This window comes from Streptomyces sp. NPDC093094, from assembly GCF_044754345.1.
Lineage (GTDB): Bacteria > Actinomycetota > Actinomycetes > Streptomycetales > Streptomycetaceae > Streptomyces.
On the sequence record NZ_JBIVOX010000013.1, the window covers coordinates 188,256 to 209,236 of the forward strand.

The window sequence follows — 20,981 nt, forward strand, 5'->3', positions numbered from 1 at the left end:
CGTACACCATCCGGGCCGCCACGGCCCCGCCGCTTCCCGGCCTCCCGCCCTCGCCTCCCTTTCACTTCTCACCCCCTCTCACCCCGCTCTCCTCTCGCTCTCCCTCTCGTCCGGAAATTCATAAGTTGCTCTGGTCCGTCCCGCGGAAAAGCATGGGGAGGTGAGCTATCTGCGCCTGCCCCACCTCAGCGGTGACCTGCTCTGCTTCGTGGCCGAGGACGACCTCTGGCTCGCCCCGCTGGACCGGCCCGGCCGGGCCTGGCGGCTGACGGTCGACCGGACCAAGCTCGGCCAGCCCCGCTTCTCGCCCGACGGGACCCGGATCGCGTACACGAGCTGGCGCAGCCTGGTGCCCGAGCTGCATCTGACGCCGGTGGACGGCGGGGAGAGCCGGCAGCTGACCTACTGGGGCAGCGCCGACACCCGGGTGTGCGGCTGGACCCCCGACGGCACGATCCTGGCCGTCGCCTCGCACGGCGAGCCCTTCTCCTACTTCACCTGGGCCCACAAGGTCGCCCCCGACGGCGACCCCGGCCGCAAACTCCCCTGGGGTCCGGTCTCCGACATCCAGGTCGCCGACCTGGAGGGCGAGCGGCGCAGTCTGCTGCTGACCGGCACCGCGCCGCACGAGATGGTCTCCTGGAAGCGCTACCGGGGCGGCGCCACGGGCCGGCTGTGGCTGCACGGCGAGCGCCTGCTGGCCGGCCTCGAAGGGCAGCTGGCCTGCCCGATGTTCGTCGGCGACCGGATCGCGTTCCTGTCCGACCACGAGGGCGTCGGCAACCTCTACTCCTGCGCCCACGACGGCACCGACCTGCGCCGTCACACCGACCACGACGCCTTCTACGCCCGCAACGCCTCCACCGACGGCACCCGGGTGGTCTACCAGTGCGCAGGCGCGCTGTGGATCGTGGACGCGCTCACCGCCGGCGCCGAGCCGCGCCTGCTCGACGTGAGGCTGAGCGGGCCGCGTGCGGGCCGCCGCCCCTACCAGGTGCCGGCCGCGCAGCACGTGGACGGCATCTCGGTCGACGAGACCGGCCGGGCGAGCGCCGTCGTCGTACGCGGCAGCCTGTACTGGCTCACCCATCGCGACGGACCGGCCCGGACGATCACCGACACCCCGGGCGTACGGGTGCGGCTGCCGGAGATGCTCGGCTCGAACGGGCAGGTGGCGTATGTGACGGACGCCGAGGGCGAGGACGCCGTCGAGGTGGCCCAGCTCCCCCGGGCCACCGGCGACCGGCCCCCGCGCCGGCTGGCCTCCGGGGAGGTGGGGCGGGTGCTGGAGATGGTGTCCGACCCGGACGGCGAACGCCTCGCCATCGCCTCCCACGACGGACGGCTGCTGCTGATCACCGTGTCCGACGATGCGGCTGCCGCCGCGGGGACGGAGGACTCCGACGGCGAGGTCACCGAGCTGATCCGGTCCGTCAACGGACCCGTGCGCGACCTGGCGTTCTCCCCCGACGGCAGCTGGCTGACCTGGTCGCACCCGGGCATCGGGCGGTCGCTGCGCCAGATCAAGATGGCCCGGATCAAGGACCGCAGGATCGTCGACGTCACCAACGGCCGCTTCGAGGACGAGAACCCGGTCTTCACCCGCGACGGCCGCTATCTCGCGTTCCTGTCCTGGCGCGGCTTCGACCCGGTCTACGACGTGCACACCGGCGACCTGTCCTTCCCGCTGGGCTGCCGCCCCTATCTGCTGCCGCTGTCCTCGGCCACGCCCTCCCCGTTCGCGCTGAACCCGGAGGGCCGTCCGGCCGCGGGCGGCATGGACCCGCTGGAGGACGAGGGCACCGGCGACGGCACCGTCACCGTCGAACTGGAGGGCCTGGAGAGCCGGGTGACGCCCTTCCCCGTCAGCGCGTCCAAGTACTCGGCCCTCCAGCCGGTCGCGGGCGGCGGGCTGGTCTGGCTGCGCTGGCCGATCTCGGGAGCGCTGGGCGAGACGTTCGCCAACCCCGACGACACCAGCGGCCGCCCCACGCTGGAGCACTTCAGCATCACCAAGGCCAAGCGGACCGAACTCGTCGACGACCTGGACTGGTTCGCGGTCAGCGGCGACGCCAGCCGGCTCGTCGTCGTCGACGAGGGCGAGCTGCGGGCCGTGCCCGCCGGCGAGTCCGGGGACAGCGACTCCACCGTCTGGATCGATCTGCGGCGCATCCTGCACACCGTGGACCCCGGCGCCGAGTGGCGGCAGTCCTACGCCGAGGCCGGCCGGCTGATCCGCGCCTACTTCTGGGACCCCGGCATGTGCGGCATCGACTGGGACGCCGTCCTGGACCAGTACCGCCCGCTGGTCGAACAGGTCGCCTCGCCCGACGACTTCGCCGACCTGCTGCGCGAGGTGCTGGGCGAGCTGGGCACCTCCCACGCCTACGTCAGTGCCGCCCGCCGCAACGAGGGTCCGCCCCACTACCGCCGTCTGCAGGGGCTGCTCGGCGCCAACCTCGTGTGCCGCGAAGGAAACTGGACGGTCAGGCGGATCCTGCCCGGCGAGTCCTCCGACTCCAAGGCCCGCTCCCCGCTGGCCGGCACCGGCATCCGCGAGGGCGCCGTCCTCACCCATGTCGACGGCCGCCCGGTCGACCCCGTCACGGGCCCCTACCCCCTCCTCGCCGGAGCGGGCGGTACGACGGTGGAGCTGACCTTCACCCCCGCCGAGGGCGAGGCCGGCCGCTCCCGCCGGGTCGCGGTCGTCCCCCTCACCGACGAACGCCCCCTGCGCTACCAGGACTGGGTCGCCAAGCGCCGCGCGGTGGTGCGCGAGCTGAGCGGCGGCAGATGCGGCTATCTGCACATCCCCGACATGGGCGGCTCCGGCTGGGCCCAGTTCAACCGCGACCTGCGCATGGAGGTCTCCCGGCCCGCGCTCATCGTCGACGTGCGCGGCAACGCGGGCGGCCACATCAGCGAACTCGTCGTCGAGAAGCTCACCCGCACGATCCTCGGCTGGGACCTCACCCGCGACGCCCAGCCGGTGTCGTACGCCTCGAACGCGCCGAGGGGTCCGGTGGTCGCGCTGGCCGACGAGGCGACCTCCTCCGACGGCGACATGATCACCGCCGCGTTCAAGCTGCTCGGCCTGGGCCCCGTCGTCGGCCAGCGCACCTGGGGCGGCGTCGTCGGGATGACCGGCCGCCACCGCCTCGGCGACGGCAGCGTCATCACGGTCCCCATGAACGCCGCCTGGTTCGACGCCTACGGCTGGGGCGTGGAGAACCGGGGCGTCACCCCCGACCTGGAGGCCCTGCGCACCCCCCTCGACTGGGCCGAGGGCCGCCACGCCCAGCTCGACGACGCCGTGCGGCTCGCCCTCAGCCTCCTGGAGAGCAACCCCCCGGCGACCCCGCCCGACCACAGCGACGCCCCGGACCGGTCCCGCCCGAAACTCCCGCCACGGACGTCTCCCTGAACGGAACACCCGAGGAAAACGCCCCGAAAGGGGCACGGGGAACCGCGCGAACGGACCCGAGGACAACGCCCCGAAAGGGGCGCGGGGAACCGCACGAACGGACCCGAGGACAACACCCCGAAAGGGGCGCGGGGAACCGCACGAACGGACCCCACGGTCCGCACCCGAACGACGGCGCACGAGCGAGGGTGCCCCTCCCCGAACGACGGCGCACGAGCAGGGTGCCCCTCCCCGAGGGAGAGACACCCTGCACGACAGGCCGCTCGAACCGGCCGCCGAAGCCGAGCGCAGCGGCTACGCGTCGTAGTCGTGGTCGAGCCGGTCCTCGGCCTCCCGCCGCTCCCGCTCCATGTCCTCGTCCTCACGGCGCCGGCCACGCTCCTGCACCTGCTGGCGCTGCCGCTCCTGCTGCTGTCCCTGGCCCTTGGCCTGGTCCATCCGCTGACGGGCCTGCTGCTGCCACTGCTCGGCCTGGTCCTGGAACTTGTCCTTCATGCCCATGTGAGTTCACTCCTGTGATGGGTGAGGGGATCGGGGCCCGACCAGGCTCACACGCGCGGTGACCGTACGCATGTCGATCAGTGACAGCACGTGATCACCGCTGACGGGCGGCCCGTTCCGACTCGTCGGCCGCCCCGCCCGCGCCCACCAGCCCGATCCGCATGCCGTCGAGCCGGTCCGCGAACCGCCGCACCTCTCGCTGCCCGACCGTGCCGATGAGCCCCGGCAGGGCGCCGCGCACGCCCTGCATCCCGCGCAGCCACCACTGTCCGTACACATGGCTGGAGCGCCGTTCGATCCCCGCGACGATCCGGTCGACGGCCGGGCCCAGCGGGTACGTCTTGTTCGACGGCCACGGCAGCCGCTGCCTGAGCTCCCGCATGACGTCGTCCTGGTCGGCCCCGCGCACCATGTCGGTGTCGGTCCACGACAGGTAACCGACGCCCACCCGCACCCCCTTGTGGCCGACCTCCGCGCGCAGACTGTGCGCGTACGCCTCCACGCCCGACTTGGACGCGCAGTACGCCGTCATCATCGGCGCCGGAGTGATGGCCGCGAGGGACGCGATCTGGAGCAGGTATCCCCGGCTCTCCGTGAGCACCGGCAGGAACGCGCGGGCCGTGACGGCCGAGCCGATGAGGTTGACCTCGATCACCCGCCGCCACGCGTCCGGGTCGGAGTCGGCGAACGGACCGCCGCTCGCCACACCGGCGTTGGCGACGACGATGTCGACCTTCCCGAAGCGTTCCTTCACCTCGCGCGCCACCCGCGCCATGGCCTCGTGGTCGGTGACGTCGGCGTACCAGTGGTCGCTGTCGCCGTGCAGCCGTGAGGAGACGTCCTTCAGTGCGTCCGGTTCGAGGCCGACCAGCGCGACCTTCGCGCCGCGCGCGGACAGCTTGCGGGCGAGCAGCTCGCCGACGCCGCGCGCCGCGCCGGTGACGACCGCGACCTGCCCCTGGAGACTGACCTTGCTCATGCGCCCTCCTTGACCTGCGTGTACGTGGTGACGAGTGTCCGGATGCGGCCGGTGACCACCTCGGGCGCCTCCACGGGTGTCATGTGCCCGAGCCCGGGCAGCTCGGTCACACCCAGGCAGTTCGGCAGCGCGGCGGCCAGCGCGGCCGCGTGCACCGGCGGGGTCAGCCGGTCGGCGGTGCCCGCGATCACCTCCGTGGGGACGCGCAGTTCCCGCACACCGTGGTCGAGGTCGAGCAGCGCCAGCACCCCGCCCCAGGCGCGGCGGACCCTGCGCGGACAGGCGTGCACGATCCGGGCGCACGCCTCGATCATGCCGGGTGCCGAACCGGCGCCCATCGTGGCGTACTTGAGGATCCTCCGGGCGACGGGGGTGACCGGCCCCAGCGGGAGGCTCGAACCGAGGACCCGCCGGGTCAGCCCGCTCCTGAGGCGTCCGGCCCCCAGCGGCAGGACCGTGGACTCGGCGACCAGCCGCGAACTGCCCGTGCTGCACAGCAGCACCGCCGCCGCGTGCGCCCGGAAGGCGGGCCGGGCGGAGGCGGCCATGACGGTCATGCCGCCCATCGAGTGGCCGGCGACCACGGCCTTCTCACCGGGGGCGAGCGTGGCCAGGAGCACCGCTTCGAGGTCGTCGGCGAGCGCGTCCGTGCTGCACGCGGGGCTCGCCGGACTGCGGCCGTGGCCGCGCTGGTCGTAGGCGATCACCCGGTGGTCGGCGGCCAGGTCGCGGATCTGCGCCGCCCAGAAGGCGGTCGAGCAGGTCCAGCCGTGTGCGAGGACCACGGCCGGGGCGCCCTCGGGCCCGTGCACCTCGACGTGCAGCCGGGCGCCGTCCGCGGAGACGGCGGTCAGCACCCGGGCCGGGACCGGCGGGGCATAGGGGCCGGAGGCGACGTGCGTGAGACGGCTCATGCGGTCACGTCCTGCACGGCCGGTTCCCCGGCGGTCTCCGGTGCGGACGCGACGGCCGCCCGGGCGGCGGGCTCGCGCAGCACGGCGTACTCCGCGAGGTCCACCCGGCGGGTCGCCCTCCGGAACTCCGTCGTCGTACCGGGCCAGACGGTGGTGTTGCGGCCGGAGGCGTCCAGGTACCAGCTGGTGCAGCCGCCGGTGTTCCACACCGTGCGCTTCATCCGCTCCTGCACCCGGCGGTTCCAGGCGCCCACGGCACTCGGCCGGGCGTCGAGGGCGGCACGCCCTCCGAGGACGTCGAGCTGACGCAGATAGTCGGCCATGTAGTTCAGCTGGGACTCGATCATGAGGATCATGGAGGAGTTCCCCAGGCCGGTGTTGGGGCCGATGATCGTCATCCAGTTGGGGAAGCCCGCCGCCGACGCGCCGCGCAGGGCCTGCATTCCGTCCTGCCAGGTCTCGGCCAGGGTCCGGCCCTCCGCGCCGACGACCCGTTCGGCGATCGGCATGTCCGTCACGTGGAAGCCGGTGCCGAAGACGATCGCGTCGACCTCGGCCTCGGTGCCGTCGGCGGCGACGACCGTGGATCCGCGGATCTCGCTCAGACCGCTGGCGACGACGTCCACATGGGGCTGCGCGAGCGCCGGGTAGTACTCACTGGACAGCAGGATCCGCTTGCAGCCGATGCGGTAGTCGGGGGTGAGCTTGGCGCGCAGGGCCGGGTCCTTGATCGCCCTGGTCATGTTCTGCCGGGCGATCTTCTCCACCAGGCCCAGCTCGTTCGGGTGCTTGGTGAACGCCTGGACCTGGAGCTCCCTGATGCCCCACAGCAGTCCGCGGCGCAGCTGGGTCGTGAACGGCAGCGCCCGGTGCAGGGAGCGCTCGACGCCGCTGATCGCCCGGTCCATCCGGGGCATCACCCAGGGCGGGGTGCGCTGGAAGAGGGTGAGGTGCGCGACCTTCGGCTGGATCGCCGGGACGATCTGGATGGCGGAGGCGCCGGTGCCGACCATGGCGACGCGCTTGCCGGTGAGGTCGAGGTCGTGGTCCCAGCGGGCGGAGTGGAACACCTTGCCCGGGAAGGTGTCGAGGCCCGGGATGTCCGGGATCTTCGGGTCGGACAGCGGGCCGGTCGCGGAGACGACGACATCGGCGGTGAGCGAGCCGCTGCTGGTCTCGATGTGCCACAGCAGCTTCCCGGTGTCCCAGGTCATCAGCTTGACCTCGGAGTCGAAGCGGATGTGGGGACGCAGCCCGAAGGTGTCCGTGACGCGCTCCAGGTAGGCGCGGATGTGCTCCTGACCGGAGAAGGTGCGCGGCCAGTCGGGGTGGGGCGCGAAGGAGAAGGAGTACAGGTGCGAGGGCACGTCGCAGGCGCACCCGGGGTAGCTGTTGTCGCGCCAGGTGCCGCCGACGCCGCCGGCCCGTTCCAGGACGACGAAGTCGGTGATCCCCTCGCGTCGCAGGCGTACGGCCGCCCCGAGCCCGCCGAACCCGGACCCGATCACCGCCACCCGAACATGCTCGTGCTCGGCCATCCCGAAGCCTCCCCGCATCGCACCGCCGGACTCTGCCAGTGAACACTGGCGCAATGGGGAGGGTAGAGGAGGGCCGTACTCATGGGTAGGGGTCCGGGCGAGGAAAGTTACCGGCGGTACAACATAGGCTTCCGGATGTGGCAGATGACGCAGGACGGGACGTCGGACAGGGTGCCGCGCGCGAACCGCGCGAGGCCGGACAGGCCGGCGGCCGCCGGGAGTACCGCATGGAGGAGCTGGCCCGGCTGGCCGGCATCACCGTGCGCACCCTGCGCTTCTACCGCGAACGCAAGCTGATCCCGCCGCCCCGCCGCGAGGGCCGTATCGCCTGGTACGACGACCATCACCTGGCCCGGCTGCGCACGATCGCGGCCCTGCTGGAACGCGGCCACACCCTGAACGGCATCGCCGAACTGGCCGAGGCGTTCGACCACGGCCGGGACGTCGGCGACCTCCTGGGCCTCGGCACGCCCACCGAGGAGGAACCGGTCCGTCTGACCCCGGAGGAACTCGCCGACCACTTCGCCGGCGAGGTCACGCCCGAGAACTTCGCCGCCGCCATGGAGCTCGGCTATCTCGGCACCGACGGCGAGGACATCGTCCACATCAGCCGCCGGCTCCTCGACGTCTCCGCCGCCCTCGTGCGGGAGGGCATCCCTCTCGCGGACGTCCTCTCCGCCGCGTCCCGGGTCCGCGCGCACGCGGACGCCCTCGCCGAGCTCTTCGCCGATCTGGTCCTGCGCCACGGCCCGGAGGAGGACCTCCACCGGCTGCGGCCGCTGGCCAGGAGCGTGGTGGAGGCGGAACTGTCCCTGGCGATGGACCGCAGGCTGCGCAAGACGGACTGAGGACGCGGCCCGGGGCGTCAGCGGGTCTTCTTCAGCGTGACCTTCCCGGCCCGCTTGGTGAACAGCGCACCGCCGACACTCATCGACACGAGCAGGTTGTACCGTCCGGCCGGAACGTCCGAGACGTCGATCCCCGCCGCCCCCGCGGTGAAGCAGCCGAAGTCGTAGTTCCCGAGGTCACCCTGCTGCTTGTGCGGCCGTACGGACTCCGGGCTCTTCCGGGCGGCCAGAGGGTAGGAACGGATTCCCGGCTTTCCTTCGAGCACGAGGTAGTAGTGCGCGTGCCCGTCGCGGTCGGCATTCCTGCCGGGCAGGAAGAAGACGCCTTCCGCGTGGATCCTGCGGTCGCGTTCCTCGGCCTTCACGGCGGAGAAACTCACACCCGGCGAATCGGCACCCACGATGCTGCGCTTGACGAGCTTCAGCCCGCCCTTCCCGCCCCGGAAAAGCACCTCGGAATCACCGCAGACCTGACGCCGGTCCACCGCCGCCGCCGAGATCAGCCGGGTCCGCCGTTCTATCTCCTCGGCCTTGCTGGCGATGCTGACGGAGACGTCGTAGGTGCCCTGGGGAAGGTCGTCGAAGGCCAGCTCGCCCTGCGAGGCGAAACCGCCCATGGCGTACTCGCAGAAGTACTCGTCGAAATAGTCCCGGTAGAGCCTGATCTCGCTGGTCGTCTCCAGCGGATACGCCCAGGTGCGGCCGTCCTTCTCCAGGACCAGCCGCTTGGTCTCGTCGGCCGGGCCCTCGGCCCGCTGGCCCGGCAGGAAGGCACGCCCCTTCAGCTCCAGCTTCCCGTCCGTGAAGACGGCGCGGGTGAGCGTGGCCAGGGCGGTGTCGCGTCCGCGCAGCTCGGCCAGGTACTCGGCGGCCGCCTCCCGGTCCTCGGCGTCGGCGCCGACCCGCACGTCGCCCCAGCGGGGGGCGACGCCCTCCGTCACCGCGTACACGATGCTCAGGATCGAGGGCAGCGCCTGGCGGACCACCTCGTCGTGCCGGCGCACCGTGGGCGACTCGACGAAAAGGAAGTTGAAGTTCTCGTACGCCCGCAGCGCCGGGAGATAGTGGGCGACTTCCTGCTCGTACTGGTAGTCCCCGGGCGAGGAGACCACGTATATGTTCCGCCCGAGGTCCTTGTCCTTCTCGATGACGTCCTTCATGACGGCGTCCATGACCGCCACGTTCTCGTCGGGCTGGCCCTCCCCGAGAACCGCGTCGCCGAGCTGGCCGTGCCCCTTGGAATAACTGCCCAGGAAATACTGCGGCGTCGACGCCACGATGTTCTTGTAGTCGTACTTCAGGCCGTAGTAGAGCGCGGCGCTTCCGCCCTTGGAGGCACCCAGCAGTGTCACCTCGTCCCGGCTCACGCGCAGCCGCCGCATGAAGTCCTGGATGAGCTCCTGGACGGAGTCCGAGACGCTGAAGTCCATGTCCCGGGCCACGTAGTACGAGGCCGCGCCGTCGAAATGGTCACGGATACGCAGGACATTGCACTTCACGCTGTCCAGCGCGCCACCGAATCCGTACTTGCTGCCCACGGACGAGAAAACCACCAGCAGATGCCGGTGGTCCCCCTGAGCTGCCCGGAACTGGTACTCGACCGGCCACTTCCCGTGCACCTCCACGCTCTCCTTGTAGGCACGGGTCATGTGCGTCGCGTAGTTGGGCGACAGCGGAGGCAGCGGATGCGTCATGGTGGCGAGGCAACTCTCTGACCGGGGGTGCGGAACGGGGTGCTCCGGCGGAGTATACGGAGCGGCCGTCCAGGGATCAGCCGGAAGCGGATTCCGGGCCACCGGGGCTCCGTCGAGGCTTCACCGGGGCGCCGCCCGGCGCGTCCGGGGCTGCGGAAAGCCCCTGGTGAAGCCCCCGGAAAACCCCTGGGGAGCCCCCGGGGAAACCCGGAAAACGCCTGCTCAGCGGTCGAACACGGCCGTCACGGGCGCGTGGTCGCTCCATCGCTCGGCGTGCGTCGCGGCCCGCTCGACGTACGCCTTGACGCAGCGCTCCGCCAGCCCCGGGGTGGCGACCTGGAGGTCGATGCGCCAGCCGCTGTCGTTGTCGAACGCCCGCCCGCGGTACGACCACCAGGTGTAGGGGCCCTCCGTCCCGGGATGCAGTGCCCGCACGACGTCGACGTACCCGCCGTCCCGCGCGTCGAGGACCCGGCCCAGCCACTCCCGCTCCTCGGGCAGGAAGCCGGAGTTCCTGGTGTTGCCGCGCCAGTTCTTCAGGTCGGCGGGCTGATGGGCGATGTTCCAGTCGCCGCACACCAGCACCTCCCGCCCCTGCTCCGCGGCCCGCTCGCGCAGCTCCTTGAGGTGGGCGAGGAACTCGCCCATGAAACGGACCTTCTCGTCCTGGCGCCCGGTGCCGACCTCACCGGAGGGGAGATAGAGGGAGGCGACCGTCACACCCGGCAGGTCGGCCTCGACGTAACGGCCGCTGCCGTCGAACTCGGCCGAGCCGAAGCCGACGCGCACGGCGTCGGGCTCACGGCGGGTGTACAGGGACACCCCGGCACGCCCCTTGGCCGCGGCCGGGGCGTGCACCACGTGCCAGCCCTCGGGGTCACGGACCTGCTCGGGCAGCTGCTGCGGCTCGGCCCGCACCTCCTGGAGGCACAGCACATCGGCGGAGGTGCCGGCGAGCCACTCCACGAAGCCCTTCTTCGCGGCGGCGCGCAGCCCGTTCACATTCACAGAGGTCACAGTGAGCACCCCGGCACGATACCGGCACTCTGGACCTGGTCCAGAATTCGATCAACGGGAGACTGGTCATACGGACGTATACGTACGATGACCGGCATGGATATCCGCCGCGTCCCCTTCGACCACCCCGACGCCGTCAAGCTGAACGACGAGGTGCAGGCCGAGTACCACGAGCGCTACGGCGACGGCGGCGACGCCACCTCCCTCGCTCCCACCGACTTCGAGCCCCCGCGCGGCGTCTATCTGATCGCCTACGACGAGGCCGGCCTGCCCGTCGCCACGGGCGGCTGGCGCAGCCAGGACGGCAACGGCGAGGGCAACGAGGACGGCGACGCCGAACTCAAGCGCATGTACGTCGTGCGCGACATGCGCGGCCGCGGACTGGCCCGCCGCATCCTCGTCGCCCTGGAGGAGGACGCCCGCGCGGCCGGCCGCGTCCGCATGGTCCTGGAGACCGGGATCCGCCAGCCGGAGGCCATCGGCCTGTACACCGCCACCGGCTACGAGCCGTGCACCAAGTTCGGCTACTACCGCTTCCACGAGGACAGCCGCTGCTACGCCAAGGCGCTGTGACACCCGTCACCCGACGGGGTGCCTGACACCCCATCGGGTGCGGACCGCGCGTCCGCCCCGGGAAGAACAAAGATCCCGCCCGATCTTCCGATCGGACGGGATCTTCTCAACTGGCCCCGGACTCGCCAGGATCAGTTGTTGCGGTGGACCTGAGGGGATTTGAACCCCTGGCCCCCTCGATGCGAACGAGGTGCGCTACCGGACTGCGCCACAGGCCCTTGCAACGAGTGAAACTTTAGCATCCCGATCGCCGTGCCCGGAAATCCGTGTCCGGTGGGGCGGCGGGCCCACCGGGAGCCGCCGCTCCCGGCCGTCACTCGTTGGCGGCCCGGGGGCGTCCGCCGTCCTCGTACTGGTCGAACAGCGGCGTACGGCCCCGCTCCCGCGCCCTGCGGGCGGAGGCGGCCCGCCGGGCGTCGCTGCGCCCGCCGTCCTCGCCCGGCCGGTCGTCGGCGTCCTCGGCCCCGTCCGCCCCGTCCGCGCCGTGCGGGCGGTCCTCGGCAAGGGGTTCCTGGTCCCGGGTGACGGCGCTCGACCGCGCGGAGCTCCAGGCGTCCGGCGCCGAGAGGTCCACGTCGGACGTGGCGCGCGGCGCGACCGGAGCCGTCACGTACGTGGGCAGGGGCACCGGCACCGGATCCCAGCTGTCGCCCCGGGCCGGCCCGCGCTGCCGCTCCCGCTGCTGGTCGACCCACTCCGCGTGGTCGGTCTGCTCCACCAGGGCCCGCCGGTCCGCCGCGAGCGCCGACAGACCCGGGTCCGGCTCCGGCTCGACCGCTTCGTCGGGCTCCTCGGCCTCCTCGGCCGCCGGCTCCGCGACGGGCCCGCGCGGCTCCCGCGCCGCCCGTTCGCGCAGCCGCCTGGCCGCGTCCTCGGCCCGGCGCCGGTCCATCTGGAAGGCGAACCGCCGCCGCTCCTGCGAGCGCAGGTACGCGATGTACCCGCTCAGCAGCATCGCGGGGACGGTCGGCGCCCACAGGAACGTGAGGCCGCCGACGGCCGCGACGACCGCGCCGAGCGTGAAGGCCAGGAAGAGCAGGATGGTGGTGCGCCTGCGGCGCGCGAGCGCCTTCGAACGCTGGGCGCGTGCCGCCGCGGCGGCGCTCTGCCCAGGTGCGCGCCGGGCCCCCGGCACGGGCTTGCGTGCCGGTGCGGCCGGACGTTCCCGCGCCGGCTCACCGCGTTCCTGGGCCGGGGCCTGTACCTGCCCCTGTGCCTGCCCCTGTGCCTGCACCTGTGCCTGGATCGCCGGCTGCTGGCGTGTCGGGGGCACGACGAAGGCCCGGACGTCCACCGAGTCGGTGACCGCGTCCGGGTCGTGAAGGCCGGGCTCCTCCTCGTCGGTGGAGCGCGCCCGCAGGTCCTTGGCGTACCGGCGCTCCATGCCCGCCCGTCCGGACAGCAACCGGATGGCAGTGCTGAAGCGTTCCGTCGGACGGGCCTCGTTCAGCTCGTCCTGCCTACGGAGCCACATCGGCACCAAGTAGGCGGCCCAGGCCCCGACAATGACTGCGTAGATGAGGCCGCTGCTGCTCACGCCTCACACGGTAGAGGGGTTTGCGTGAGGCCATCCGCCAATTGGGCCGGTGTGTCGCACGATCTGGCTGATATTTCGAACTTTTTTTGTGACGGATGCGATCAGCAGCCCGTCCCGGGCGCGAATTGATTGCCCCGACCCGGTCACCGGTCGGTCAATTTCGAACATTTATTCAATTCCCGGGGCTACGCGGGATTGCCCTGCGTGTTGCGCCGGTCAGGAGGAGTGCCCCGCTCGTCGTGCACCTCGCCGCGGGAACGCGCGCGCCTCCAGCGGTTCATCAGCCCGTCCTGGACTTCCTCCGCGGTCAGCGCGAAGACCAGATGGTCGCGCCAGGCGCCGTCGATGTGGAGATAACGGGGCCGCAGCCCCTCCTCGCGGAATCCGAGTTTCTCCACGACCCGGCGGCTGGGCCCGTTCTCCGGGCGAATGCAGACCTCGATGCGGTGCAGGCCGACGGTGCGGAAACAGTGGTCGACGACGAGCGCGACCGCCGTCGGCATCACCCCGCGGCCGGCCACACTCTGGTCCACCCAGTAGCCGACGTGCCCCGAGCACATCGAGCCCCAGGTGATCCCGGCGACCGTCAGCTGCCCGACCAGCCGTCCCTGGTACTCGATCACGAACGGCAGCATCCGGCCCGAGTGCGCCTCGGCCCGCAGATGCCGGACCATCTGCCGGTAGGTGGGCCGGTGCGCCATCGGCCCACCCGGCCCGGGCGGCGGGATGGTCGCCTCCCAGGGGCGCAGCCAGTCACGGTTGCGCCGGTTCACCTCGCGCCAGACCCGCTGGTCGCGCAGCTTTATCGGCCGGAGGACGACGTCTCCGTCCACCAGCTCGACCGGCCAGGTCGCGCTGCTCAGCTCGCACCCCCGGGACGTCCGGAGGGACCGTCGCCGGTCCCCGCGGGCCGTGGGTGGTCCCCGCCGCGGATCTGCTCGACGGCGTGCACCAGAAGGGTTCCCAGGACGGCGAGGCCGTCCTTCACCCCTCCGGTGGAGCCCGGCAGATTGACGACGAGCGTGCTGCCCGCCACCCCTGCCAGGCCCCGGGACAGCGCCGCGGTGGGCACCTTCTCGCGGCCGTGGGCACGGATGGCCTCGGCGATGCCCGGCACCTCGCGGTCGAGCACCGCGCGGGTCGCCTCGGGCGTGCGGTCGGTGGGCGAGATGCCCGTGCCGCCGGTGGTGACGATCACGTCGTACCCGGCGTCGACCCCGGCCCGCAGAGCCGCCTCCACGGGGTCCCCGTCCGGCACCACCCGGGGCCCGTCGACGGCGAACCCGAAGCCGCTGAGGCCGTCGGCCACCAGCGGGCCGCCCTTGTCCTCGTAGACCCCGGCGGCGGCCCGGTTGGAGGCGGTCACGACCAGCGCGCGATAGGTCCCGGCGCTCACGCCCGGCTCCAGTCGCCCGACTTGCCGCCCGTCTTCTCCTCCACCCGCACGTCCGTGATGACCGCTCCCTTGTCGACCGCCTTGACCATGTCGATCACGGTGAGCGCGGCGACGGAGACCGCGGTGAGGGCCTCCATCTCGACGCCCGTGCGGTCCGTCGTCCTCACCGTGGCGGTGATCTCCACGGCGTCGTCCGCGACCGACAGGTCCAGTTTCACACCGGACAGCGCCAAGGGGTGGCACAAGGGAATGAGATCGGGCGTGCGCTTGGCGCCCATGATGCCCGCGATCCGCGCGGTGGCCAGGGCGTCGCCCTTGGGCACGCCCTCGCCGCGCAGCAGTTCCACCACCCGTGGCGCGACGAGGACCCGGCCGCTCGCACGCGCGGTGCGCGCGGTCACGTCCTTGCCGGATACGTCGACCATGCGGGCCGCGCCCGCGTCGTCGATGTGTGTCAGTCGGTCCTGCGTGCTCATGGCGTGTGGCGCTCCCGGTCCGGGCCCGTCGCGGTGCGGCGCACGGGCCTGCTGTGCGCGACACGGTACCGCCACTTCGGCGCGGTCGGCGGAGCAGGCCACCGGGTGGTCCGGCGGAGTGCTCAGCCGAGCAGGACGACCTCGACCTCGGTGCCGGGCCGGACCGACTCCACGTCCTCGGGGACGACGATCAGGGCGTCGGCGTGCGCGAGCGCCGCGACGAGATGGGAGCCGGCTCCGCCGACCGGGGTGACGCGGCCCTCGGCGTACACCCCCCGCAGGAACTGTCTGCGGCCCTTCGGAGAGGTCAGGGTCCTGTCGCCGGCCAGGGCGGCCCGGGTGCGCGGGCGGTGGACGTCGGGCAGGCCCATGAGGGCGCGGATCGCCGGGCGCACGAACAGCTCGAAGGAGACGTACGAGGACACCGGGTTGCCGGGCAGCGCCAGCAGCGGTGTGTGGTCGGGGCCGATGGAGCCGAAGCCCTGCGGCTTGCCCGGCTGCATGGCGAGTTTGCGGAACTCGATGCCGCTGCCCGCCTCGTCCTCGTCGCCGACGTGCTGGAGGGCCTCCTTGACGACGTCGTACGCGCCGACGCTCACGCCCCCGGTGGTGACCATCAGGTCGGCGCGCACCAACTGGTCCTCGACGGTGGTGCGCAGGGTCTCGGCGTCGTCGGCGACGGCGCCCACGCGGTAGGCGATGGCGCCGGCGTCACGGGCCGCCGCGGTGAGGGCGAAGCTGTTGGAGTCGTAGATCTGGCCGCTGCCGAGCTCCTCCCCGGGCTGGACGAGCTCGCTGCCGGTGGAGAGCACGACCACACGCGGACGCGGGCGCACCCGGACCCTGCCGCGGCCGATCGCGGCGAGGAGCGCGATCTGGGGCGGGCCGAGGACGGTGCCCGCATCCAGGGCGCGGTCCCCGGCCTTCACGTCGCTGCCCGTGGCGCGCACATGGGCGCGTGCCTCGGCCGGCCGGTACACCTGGATCCGGCCGCCGGCGCCCTCGGGAGCGAGGCTGCGCGCGCGCATGCCGGTCACGGGGCCCTCGCCGAGACCGCCGTCGGTCCACTCGACGGGGACGACCGCCTCGGCACCGGGCGGCACGGGGGCACCCGTCATGATGCGGGCGGCCTGGCCCGGGCCCACGTGCAGCAGATCGGCCGCCTGGCCCGCCGCGACGTCCCCGACGACCTCCAGGACGGCCGGGAACTCCTCGCTCGCGCCCGCGACATCCGCGACCCGTACCGCGTACCCGTCCATGGAGCTGTTGTCGAACGGCGGCAGCGAGACCGGCACCGTGACGTCGTCGACCAGGACGCAGCCCTGGGCGTCCAGCAGCTGGAGCTCGATGGGTTCCAGGGGGCGGACGGTCGCGAGGATGTCCTCCAGGTGCTCGTCGACCGACCACAGGTGGTCCTGGCCGGCGGTGCGGGGCGCGGCGGTGCTCAAGGGGCTACATCTCCTCGGTGACGTAACTGCGGAGCCAGGACCGGAAGTCGGGTCCCAGGTCTTCACGTTCGCACGCGAGTCTGACAATGGCACGGAGGTAGTCGCCGCGGTCGCCGGTGTCATAGCGGCGGCCCTGGAAGACGACGCCGTGCACCGGGCCGCCCGCCCGCTCGTCCTCGGCGAGCTTCTGGAGGGCGTCGGTGAGCTGGATCTCGCCGCCGCGACCGGGCTCGGTCTTGCGCAGTATCTCGAAGATCTGCGGGGCGAGGACATAACGGCCGATGATGGCGTAGTTGGAGGGCGCGTCCGCCGGGTCGGGCTTCTCGACCAGGCCGTTCACCTTCACCACGTCGCCGTCGGCGGTCGGCTCCACGGCCGCGCATCCGTAGAGGTGGATCTGCTCGGGCGCCACCTCCATGAGCGCGACGACGCTGCCGCCGTGGCGCTCCTGGACCTCGATCATGCGCTGGAGGAGCGGGTCGCGCGGGTCGATCAGGTCGTCGCCGAGGAGCACCGCGAAGGGCTCGTCGCCGACGTGCGGGGCGGCGCACAGGACCGCGTGGCCGAGCCCCTTGGGGTCGCCCTGGCGCACGTAGTGCATGGTCGCCAGGTCGCTGGATTCCTGCACCTTGCCCAGTCGCTCGGCGTCGCCCTTCTTCTCCAGGGCGGACTCCAGCTCGTAGTTGCGGTCGAAGTGGTCCTCCAGCGGGCGCTTGTTGCGGCCCGTGACCATGAGGACGTCGTCGAGGCCGGCGGACACGGCCTCCTCGACCACGTACTGGATCGCCGGCTTGTCCACGACCGGCAGCATCTCCTTGGGAGTGGCTTTGGTGGCCGGCAGGAACCGGGTGCCGAGGCCTGCTGCGGGAATGACAGCCTTGCTGATCCTGGGGTGCGACTGAGTCATGGCCGCAACCTTATCCGGAGCCCATGAGCGGAACCTGCAGCTCCGCTCAACTGTTTCTCATATGAGCACATTGGAACCACAACGGGAGCAAATTGTGGGGCAGTTCGGACGTCCGAGCGAGACTGACAAGAAAATGTTGCGCCGGGACCTCCTCTCGGTGAGGAACGGACTGACGGCGGACGACGTTCAGGAGGCGGCCGCCGCGCTGGCCGAACGCGCCCTCGTCCTGCCCGAGCTGGCGCACGCCCGCACGGTGGCGGCGTACGTCTCGGTGGGCGCCGAACCGGGCACCCTCGCGCTCCTGGACGCGCTGCGCGCCCGCGGCGTACGTGTCCTGCTGCCCGCCCTGCTGCCCGACAACGACCTCGACTGGGGCGCGTACGAGGGCGAGGACTCCCTCGGGCAGGTCCGGCACGGCGGGAGGATGGCCCTGCTGGAGCCGGCCGGCGAGCGCCTCGGCCCGGACGCGGTCACGTCCGCCGACGTGGTGCTGCTGCCCGGCCTCGCCGTGGACGCGCGCGGGATGCGGCTCGGCCGGGGCGGCGGCTCCTACGACCGCGTGCTCGCCCGGCTGGAGCGGGCCCGGGTGGATCCCGCGCTGGTGGTGCTGCTGTACGACACCGAGGTCGTGGGGCGCGTTCCGGCTGAGGCGCACGACCGCCCGGTGCACGCGGTGGTGACCCCGTCGGCCGTGCGCCGCTTCCCGCGCGGCGCGTGACCCGGAAGGGGGCGCGTGACTCACGTCTCACGCCCCCGCACGGGAACGGCCCTCCACGCGTGCGCGTGGAGGGCCGTTCCCGTCGGCCGGCCGGGGGCCGGCCGCCGTCAGACCGTCACGGTTCGAGGACCAGGGTGTCGCCGGTCCGCCGGTCGACCTCCTGCTCCGTGAACGCCCACGGCAGCAGCTCGCCCTCCGCCCACTTGTCCGTCTGGTCGGTGTAGTGGTCGTTGTAGGCGTGCCCGGAGGCGCCGGTGAGGTTGATCCAGCGCGACTTGTCGAGGTCGGCGAGGTTCACCACCATGCGCATCGACGGCACCCAGACGACGCCGTAGCCGCCGGCGGCGTTCCAGCCGGTCGCGTTGACCGTGGCCTCGCCGCCGCCGAGCTTCCAGGGGCCGCGGTTGAGCATGTACTGCAGGAAACCGGGGCCTTCGGTGCCCATGGTCTGGTTCTTCAGGAACAGGCGGTGCAGCCGGCCCCAGCTCCAGGTGTCGATGTCCTTGCCGAGCTTGGCGGTCAGCTCCCAGCGGGCGTCGACCATGGCACGCTCGAACAGCTCGTCACGGTTGGTCGCGCCCTCGCGCGTGCCCGCCTCCGGCGTGGTCCACCAGTCGCTGTCCTCGTCGCCCATGAGGCTGCGCACGACCTCGAACCAGCGGTCGCCGCCGTCCGGCTGCGCCTGCTCGGCGTCGCGCTGCCCGCACTCGCGGACCGAGCGGTTCTCGTCGGCCGGCCCGGTGGTGTCGGTCGGCTTCACCCACAGGCACTGGCCCTTGACGCGCAGCTCCTTGGGAAGCTTGTCACCGAAGGCGAGCTTGAGGATGTTGCGCCAGGTCGCGTTGAAGTACGCGGCCGCCGCGGAGTCGGCGTCCTGGGTGTAGTCCCAGCCCTCCAGGAGCTTCTGCGCCTCACGGACGTCCGGGTCGTCGAGGTCGATCTTCAGCAGCCGGGGCACCAGCAGCTTGGCGATCTCGCTGCTGTTGTCCAGCTGCATCTGCCGCATGTCGTCGGTGGAGATCTTCCCGCCGCCCTTGATCTTCGACTCGATCAGGTCGTCGATGCGCTGGCTGCGGGTGCCGTAGCCCCAGTCCGTGGTGAGGGTGTACGGGTAGTCGTCCTTGTCCACGACGGCCTGGTTCGCGGTGACGATGTAGCCGCGCTCGGGGTCGAACTCGTAGGGCAGCTCGTCCTGGTCGACGAAGCCGGTCCAGTCGTACTTCGAGTCCCAGCCGGGCGCCGGGACGGCACCGGTGTGGCCCTGCGCGCGGGTGGGGATCTTCCCCGGCAGCGTGTAGCCGATGTGGTTCTTGGTGTCGGCGTAGACCAGGTTCTGCGAGGGGACGTCGAACAGCGCGGCCGCCGCGCGGAAGTCCTCCCAGCCGGCCGCCCGGTCCATCGCGAACACGGCGTCCATGGAGGTGCCGGCGTCCAGGGCGGTCCAGCGCAGGGCGATGCCGTAGCCGTCGCCGCGGTCGGGTGCCGCGGTGTCGACGGTGGCCTTGCGGCCGACCTTGACGAGTTCGTCGTCGCGGTCGGACAGCAGCGGGCCGTTGCCGGTCTCCCGGACGATGATCGTCCGGGACGCCCCGCCGGCGACCCGGATGGTCTCCGTGCGGGCCTTGAAGGGCTTGACCTTGCCGTCGAGCAGGTAGCCGTCGCCGGTGAGCTTCTCCAGGTAGAGGTCGGTGACGTCCACGCCGGAGTTGGTCATGCCCCAGGCGATGTCCTTGTTGTGGCCGATGACGACGCCGGGCAGACCGGCGAAGGTGTAGCCGCTGACGTCGTACTGGCACTTGGCGCCGACGGAACGGCAGTGCAGGCCCATCTGGTACCAGACGGACGGCAGCGCGGCCGACAGGTGCGGATCGTTGGCGAGCAGCGGCTTGCCGGTGATGGTGTGGCTGCCCGCGACGACCCAGGAGTTGGAACCGATGCCGTTGCCGTTCACGCCGACGGCCTCGGGCAGGTCCTCCAGGACCCGGTAGAGACCGGAGAGCTGGGTCTGCAGCGCCTCGCCGTCCGTGCCGTCGGCGGACGCGCCCTGGACGTCGCCGGAGGCGTCCGTGGAGCCGTCGCCCGTCCCGTCGAGGCCGGTGCCCGAGCCGTCGCCGTCGTCCCCGCCGCCGTTCTGGCCGAACGTCTCGGTGGCCTCGTCGTACCCGCCCTCCTGGACGATCGCCTTGTTGCGGTCGTAGGGGTAGCGCGGGTAGAGATCGGCGATCTGCTTGGGGCCGAGGCGGCTGGTCATCAGGGCGCGGTCGATCTCGTCCTGCATGTTGCCGCGCAGGTCCCAGGCCATCGCCTTCAGCCACGCGACCGAGTCGACCGGGGTCCACTTCGCGGGCTTGTAGTCGTTCTCGAACCCGAGAGCGGCGTACTCCAGGGAGATGTCCTCGCCGTTCTTGCCCTCGAGGTAGGCGTTGACACCCTCGGCGTACGCCTGGAGGTACTTCTTGGTGGAGTCGGACAGCTTGGTGTCGTACTCCTTCTTCGCCACCCGGTCCCAGCCCAGGGTGCGCAGGAACGCGTCGTTGTCGACCTGGCCCTTGCCGAACATCTCCGACAGACGCCCTGAGGTCAGGTGCCGGCGCACGTCCATCTCGTAGAACCGGTCCTGCGCCTGGACGAAGCCCTGCGCCATGAACAGGTCCTCGTCGGAGGAGGCGTAGATCTGCGGGATGCCGTTGCCGTCGCGTTTGACGTCGACGGGCCCGGACAGGCCGTCCAGGGTGACGGATCCCTCGGTCTGCGGGAAGGAGGCACGCACGGTGCTGACGGACCAGTACGCCCCGAAGCCAAGGCAGCCGACGACGGCCAGCACCAGCACGAGCACGATAAGGCGGGCTTTGCGCCCCTTCTTCCTGCCGGACTTGCCGGGTTTCTGACCCGATGAGGCGGTGGTGTTGGGGGGCATCGCTGTCCTTGCTGTCCTAACGCGAGCGGCAGGCGGTCCTGGAGTGCTGGGAGCAACCATAGGCGCAGGGCCCGACGCGCCTTGACGCGGAGTC

At 71.9% G+C, this 20,981-nt stretch carries 17 protein-coding genes and 1 tRNA gene; 4 read left to right on the top strand and 14 right to left on the bottom strand.

The genetic code is table 11. The annotated features are described in order from the left end of the window. Positions 1–160: 160 nt before the first annotated feature. Positions 161–3,424, top strand: coding sequence for a S41 family peptidase (locus tag ACIQGV_RS27260; RefSeq protein ID WP_402498619.1), 3,264 nt, complete (start codon positions 161–163; stop codon positions 3,422–3,424). 294 nt (positions 3,425–3,718) lie between these two features. On the opposite strand, the gene ACIQGV_RS27265 is transcribed toward ACIQGV_RS27260, so the two are convergent. The 4 genes from ACIQGV_RS27265 to ACIQGV_RS27280 all read right to left on the bottom strand — a co-directional run bounded on the left by ACIQGV_RS27265 (position 3,719) and on the right by ACIQGV_RS27280 (position 7,356). Beyond that, entirely contained in the window at positions 3,719–3,925 is a 207-nt protein-coding gene (locus tag ACIQGV_RS27265) for a hypothetical protein (RefSeq protein ID WP_402498622.1), read from the bottom strand. A 94-nt stretch (positions 3,926–4,019) separates the two neighbouring features. Then, positions 4,020–4,904: an SDR family oxidoreductase gene (locus tag ACIQGV_RS27270; protein ID WP_402498625.1), complete on the bottom strand. Its 885-nt coding sequence runs from the start codon at positions 4,902–4,904 to the stop codon at positions 4,020–4,022. After that, on the bottom strand, positions 4,901–5,818 hold the full coding sequence (locus ACIQGV_RS27275) for an alpha/beta fold hydrolase (protein WP_402498628.1): 918 nt from the start codon (positions 5,816–5,818) through the stop codon (positions 4,901–4,903). Before ACIQGV_RS27275 ends, ACIQGV_RS27270 begins: the two co-directional genes overlap by 4 nt. Further along, entirely contained in the window at positions 5,815–7,356 is a 1,542-nt protein-coding gene (locus ACIQGV_RS27280; protein WP_402498631.1) for a flavin-containing monooxygenase, read from the bottom strand. Before ACIQGV_RS27280 ends, ACIQGV_RS27275 begins: the two co-directional genes overlap by 4 nt. A 227-nt stretch (positions 7,357–7,583) precedes the next feature. On the opposite strand from ACIQGV_RS27280, the gene ACIQGV_RS27285 reads away from it, so the two are divergent. Continuing rightward, on the top strand, positions 7,584–8,204 hold the full coding sequence (locus ACIQGV_RS27285; RefSeq protein WP_402498715.1) for a MerR family transcriptional regulator: 621 nt from the start codon (positions 7,584–7,586) through the stop codon (positions 8,202–8,204). Positions 8,205–8,221: 17 nt separating this feature from the next. Here the strand turns inward: ACIQGV_RS27285 and ACIQGV_RS27290 are convergent, their stop codons facing one another. Both ACIQGV_RS27290 and ACIQGV_RS27295 read right to left on the bottom strand, forming a co-directional pair. Further along, the gene (locus ACIQGV_RS27290; protein ID WP_402498634.1) at positions 8,222–9,898 is read right to left on the bottom strand and encodes a hypothetical protein; all 1,677 of its coding nucleotides are present in this window, start codon (positions 9,896–9,898) and stop codon (positions 8,222–8,224) included. Between the two features lie 222 nt (positions 9,899–10,120). Beyond that, positions 10,121–10,924 carry an exodeoxyribonuclease III gene (locus ACIQGV_RS27295; protein ID WP_402498636.1) on the bottom strand — a complete coding sequence of 268 codons (804 nt, stop codon included), beginning with the start codon at positions 10,922–10,924 and terminating at the stop codon, positions 10,121–10,123. Positions 10,925–11,011: 87 nt separating this feature from the next. Between ACIQGV_RS27295 and ACIQGV_RS27300 the strand changes: the two genes are divergently transcribed. Continuing rightward, the gene (locus tag ACIQGV_RS27300) at positions 11,012–11,488 is read left to right on the top strand and encodes a GNAT family N-acetyltransferase (protein WP_402498638.1); all 477 of its coding nucleotides are present in this window, start codon (positions 11,012–11,014) and stop codon (positions 11,486–11,488) included. Positions 11,489–11,632: 144 nt separating this feature from the next. Here ACIQGV_RS27300 and ACIQGV_RS27305 read toward each other — a convergent pair. The 7 genes from ACIQGV_RS27305 to galU all read right to left on the bottom strand — a co-directional run bounded on the left by ACIQGV_RS27305 (position 11,633) and on the right by galU (position 17,252). Continuing rightward, positions 11,633–11,706: transfer RNA gene (locus tag ACIQGV_RS27305), tRNA-Ala, on the bottom strand. 95 nt (positions 11,707–11,801) lie between these two features. Continuing rightward, positions 11,802–13,025, bottom strand: a complete 1,224-nt coding sequence (glpR, locus tag ACIQGV_RS27310; protein ID WP_402498641.1) for a gephyrin-like molybdotransferase receptor GlpR — start codon at positions 13,023–13,025, stop codon at positions 11,802–11,804. Positions 13,026–13,210: 185 nt separating this feature from the next. Further along, positions 13,211–13,858: a GNAT family N-acetyltransferase gene (locus tag ACIQGV_RS27315; RefSeq protein WP_402498643.1), complete on the bottom strand. Its 648-nt coding sequence runs from the start codon at positions 13,856–13,858 to the stop codon at positions 13,211–13,213. Between the two features lie 26 nt (positions 13,859–13,884). Continuing rightward, positions 13,885–14,433, bottom strand: coding sequence for a molybdenum cofactor biosynthesis protein B (locus ACIQGV_RS27320; protein ID WP_402498718.1), 549 nt, complete (start codon positions 14,431–14,433; stop codon positions 13,885–13,887). After that, positions 14,418–14,897, bottom strand: coding sequence for a cyclic pyranopterin monophosphate synthase MoaC (gene moaC, locus ACIQGV_RS27325; RefSeq protein WP_402498644.1), 480 nt, complete (start codon positions 14,895–14,897; stop codon positions 14,418–14,420). Before moaC ends, ACIQGV_RS27320 begins: the two co-directional genes overlap by 16 nt. 122 nt (positions 14,898–15,019) lie before the next feature. Further along, the gene (gene glp, locus ACIQGV_RS27330) at positions 15,020–16,345 is read right to left on the bottom strand and encodes a gephyrin-like molybdotransferase Glp (protein WP_402498646.1); all 1,326 of its coding nucleotides are present in this window, start codon (positions 16,343–16,345) and stop codon (positions 15,020–15,022) included. Between the two features lie 4 nt (positions 16,346–16,349). Then, a complete protein-coding gene (gene galU, locus ACIQGV_RS27335) occupies positions 16,350–17,252 on the bottom strand; it encodes a UTP--glucose-1-phosphate uridylyltransferase GalU (RefSeq protein WP_402498647.1) in 903 nt (300 codons plus the stop codon). A 133-nt stretch (positions 17,253–17,385) separates the two neighbouring features. On the opposite strand from galU, the gene ACIQGV_RS27340 reads away from it, so the two are divergent. Continuing rightward, a complete protein-coding gene (locus ACIQGV_RS27340) occupies positions 17,386–17,970 on the top strand; it encodes a 5-formyltetrahydrofolate cyclo-ligase (protein WP_402498649.1) in 585 nt (194 codons plus the stop codon). Between the two features lie 115 nt (positions 17,971–18,085). Here the strand turns inward: ACIQGV_RS27340 and ACIQGV_RS27345 are convergent, their stop codons facing one another. Beyond that, positions 18,086–20,887, bottom strand: a complete 2,802-nt coding sequence (locus ACIQGV_RS27345) for a penicillin acylase family protein (RefSeq protein ID WP_402498651.1) — start codon at positions 20,885–20,887, stop codon at positions 18,086–18,088. Positions 20,888–20,981 lie beyond the last annotated feature (94 nt).

Bases quoted from the DNA above. Each gene is read 5' to 3' on its own strand.
- ACIQGV_RS27265 (WP_402498622.1), bottom strand. From the start codon at position 3,925: ATGGGCATGAAGGACAAGTTCCAGGACCAGGCCGAGCAGTGGCAGCAG.
- ACIQGV_RS27270 (WP_402498625.1), bottom strand. From the start codon at position 4,904: ATGAGCAAGGTCAGTCTCCAGGGGCAGGTCGCGGTCGTCACCGGCGCG.
- ACIQGV_RS27275 (WP_402498628.1), bottom strand. From the start codon at position 5,818: ATGAGCCGTCTCACGCACGTCGCCTCCGGCCCCTATGCCCCGCCGGTC.
- ACIQGV_RS27280 (WP_402498631.1), bottom strand. From the start codon at position 7,356: ATGGCCGAGCACGAGCATGTTCGGGTGGCGGTGATCGGGTCCGGGTTC.
- ACIQGV_RS27285 (WP_402498715.1), top strand. From the start codon at position 7,584: ATGGAGGAGCTGGCCCGGCTGGCCGGCATCACCGTGCGCACCCTGCGC.
- ACIQGV_RS27290 (WP_402498634.1), bottom strand. From the start codon at position 9,898: ATGACGCATCCGCTGCCTCCGCTGTCGCCCAACTACGCGACGCACATG.
- ACIQGV_RS27300 (WP_402498638.1), top strand. From the start codon at position 11,012: ATGGATATCCGCCGCGTCCCCTTCGACCACCCCGACGCCGTCAAGCTG.
- moaC (WP_402498644.1), bottom strand. From the start codon at position 14,897: ATGAGCACGCAGGACCGACTGACACACATCGACGACGCGGGCGCGGCC.
- galU (WP_402498647.1), bottom strand. From the start codon at position 17,252: ATGACTCAGTCGCACCCCAGGATCAGCAAGGCTGTCATTCCCGCAGCA.
- ACIQGV_RS27340 (WP_402498649.1), top strand. From the start codon at position 17,386: ATGTTGCGCCGGGACCTCCTCTCGGTGAGGAACGGACTGACGGCGGAC.
- ACIQGV_RS27345 (WP_402498651.1), bottom strand. From the start codon at position 20,887: ATGCCCCCCAACACCACCGCCTCATCGGGTCAGAAACCCGGCAAGTCC.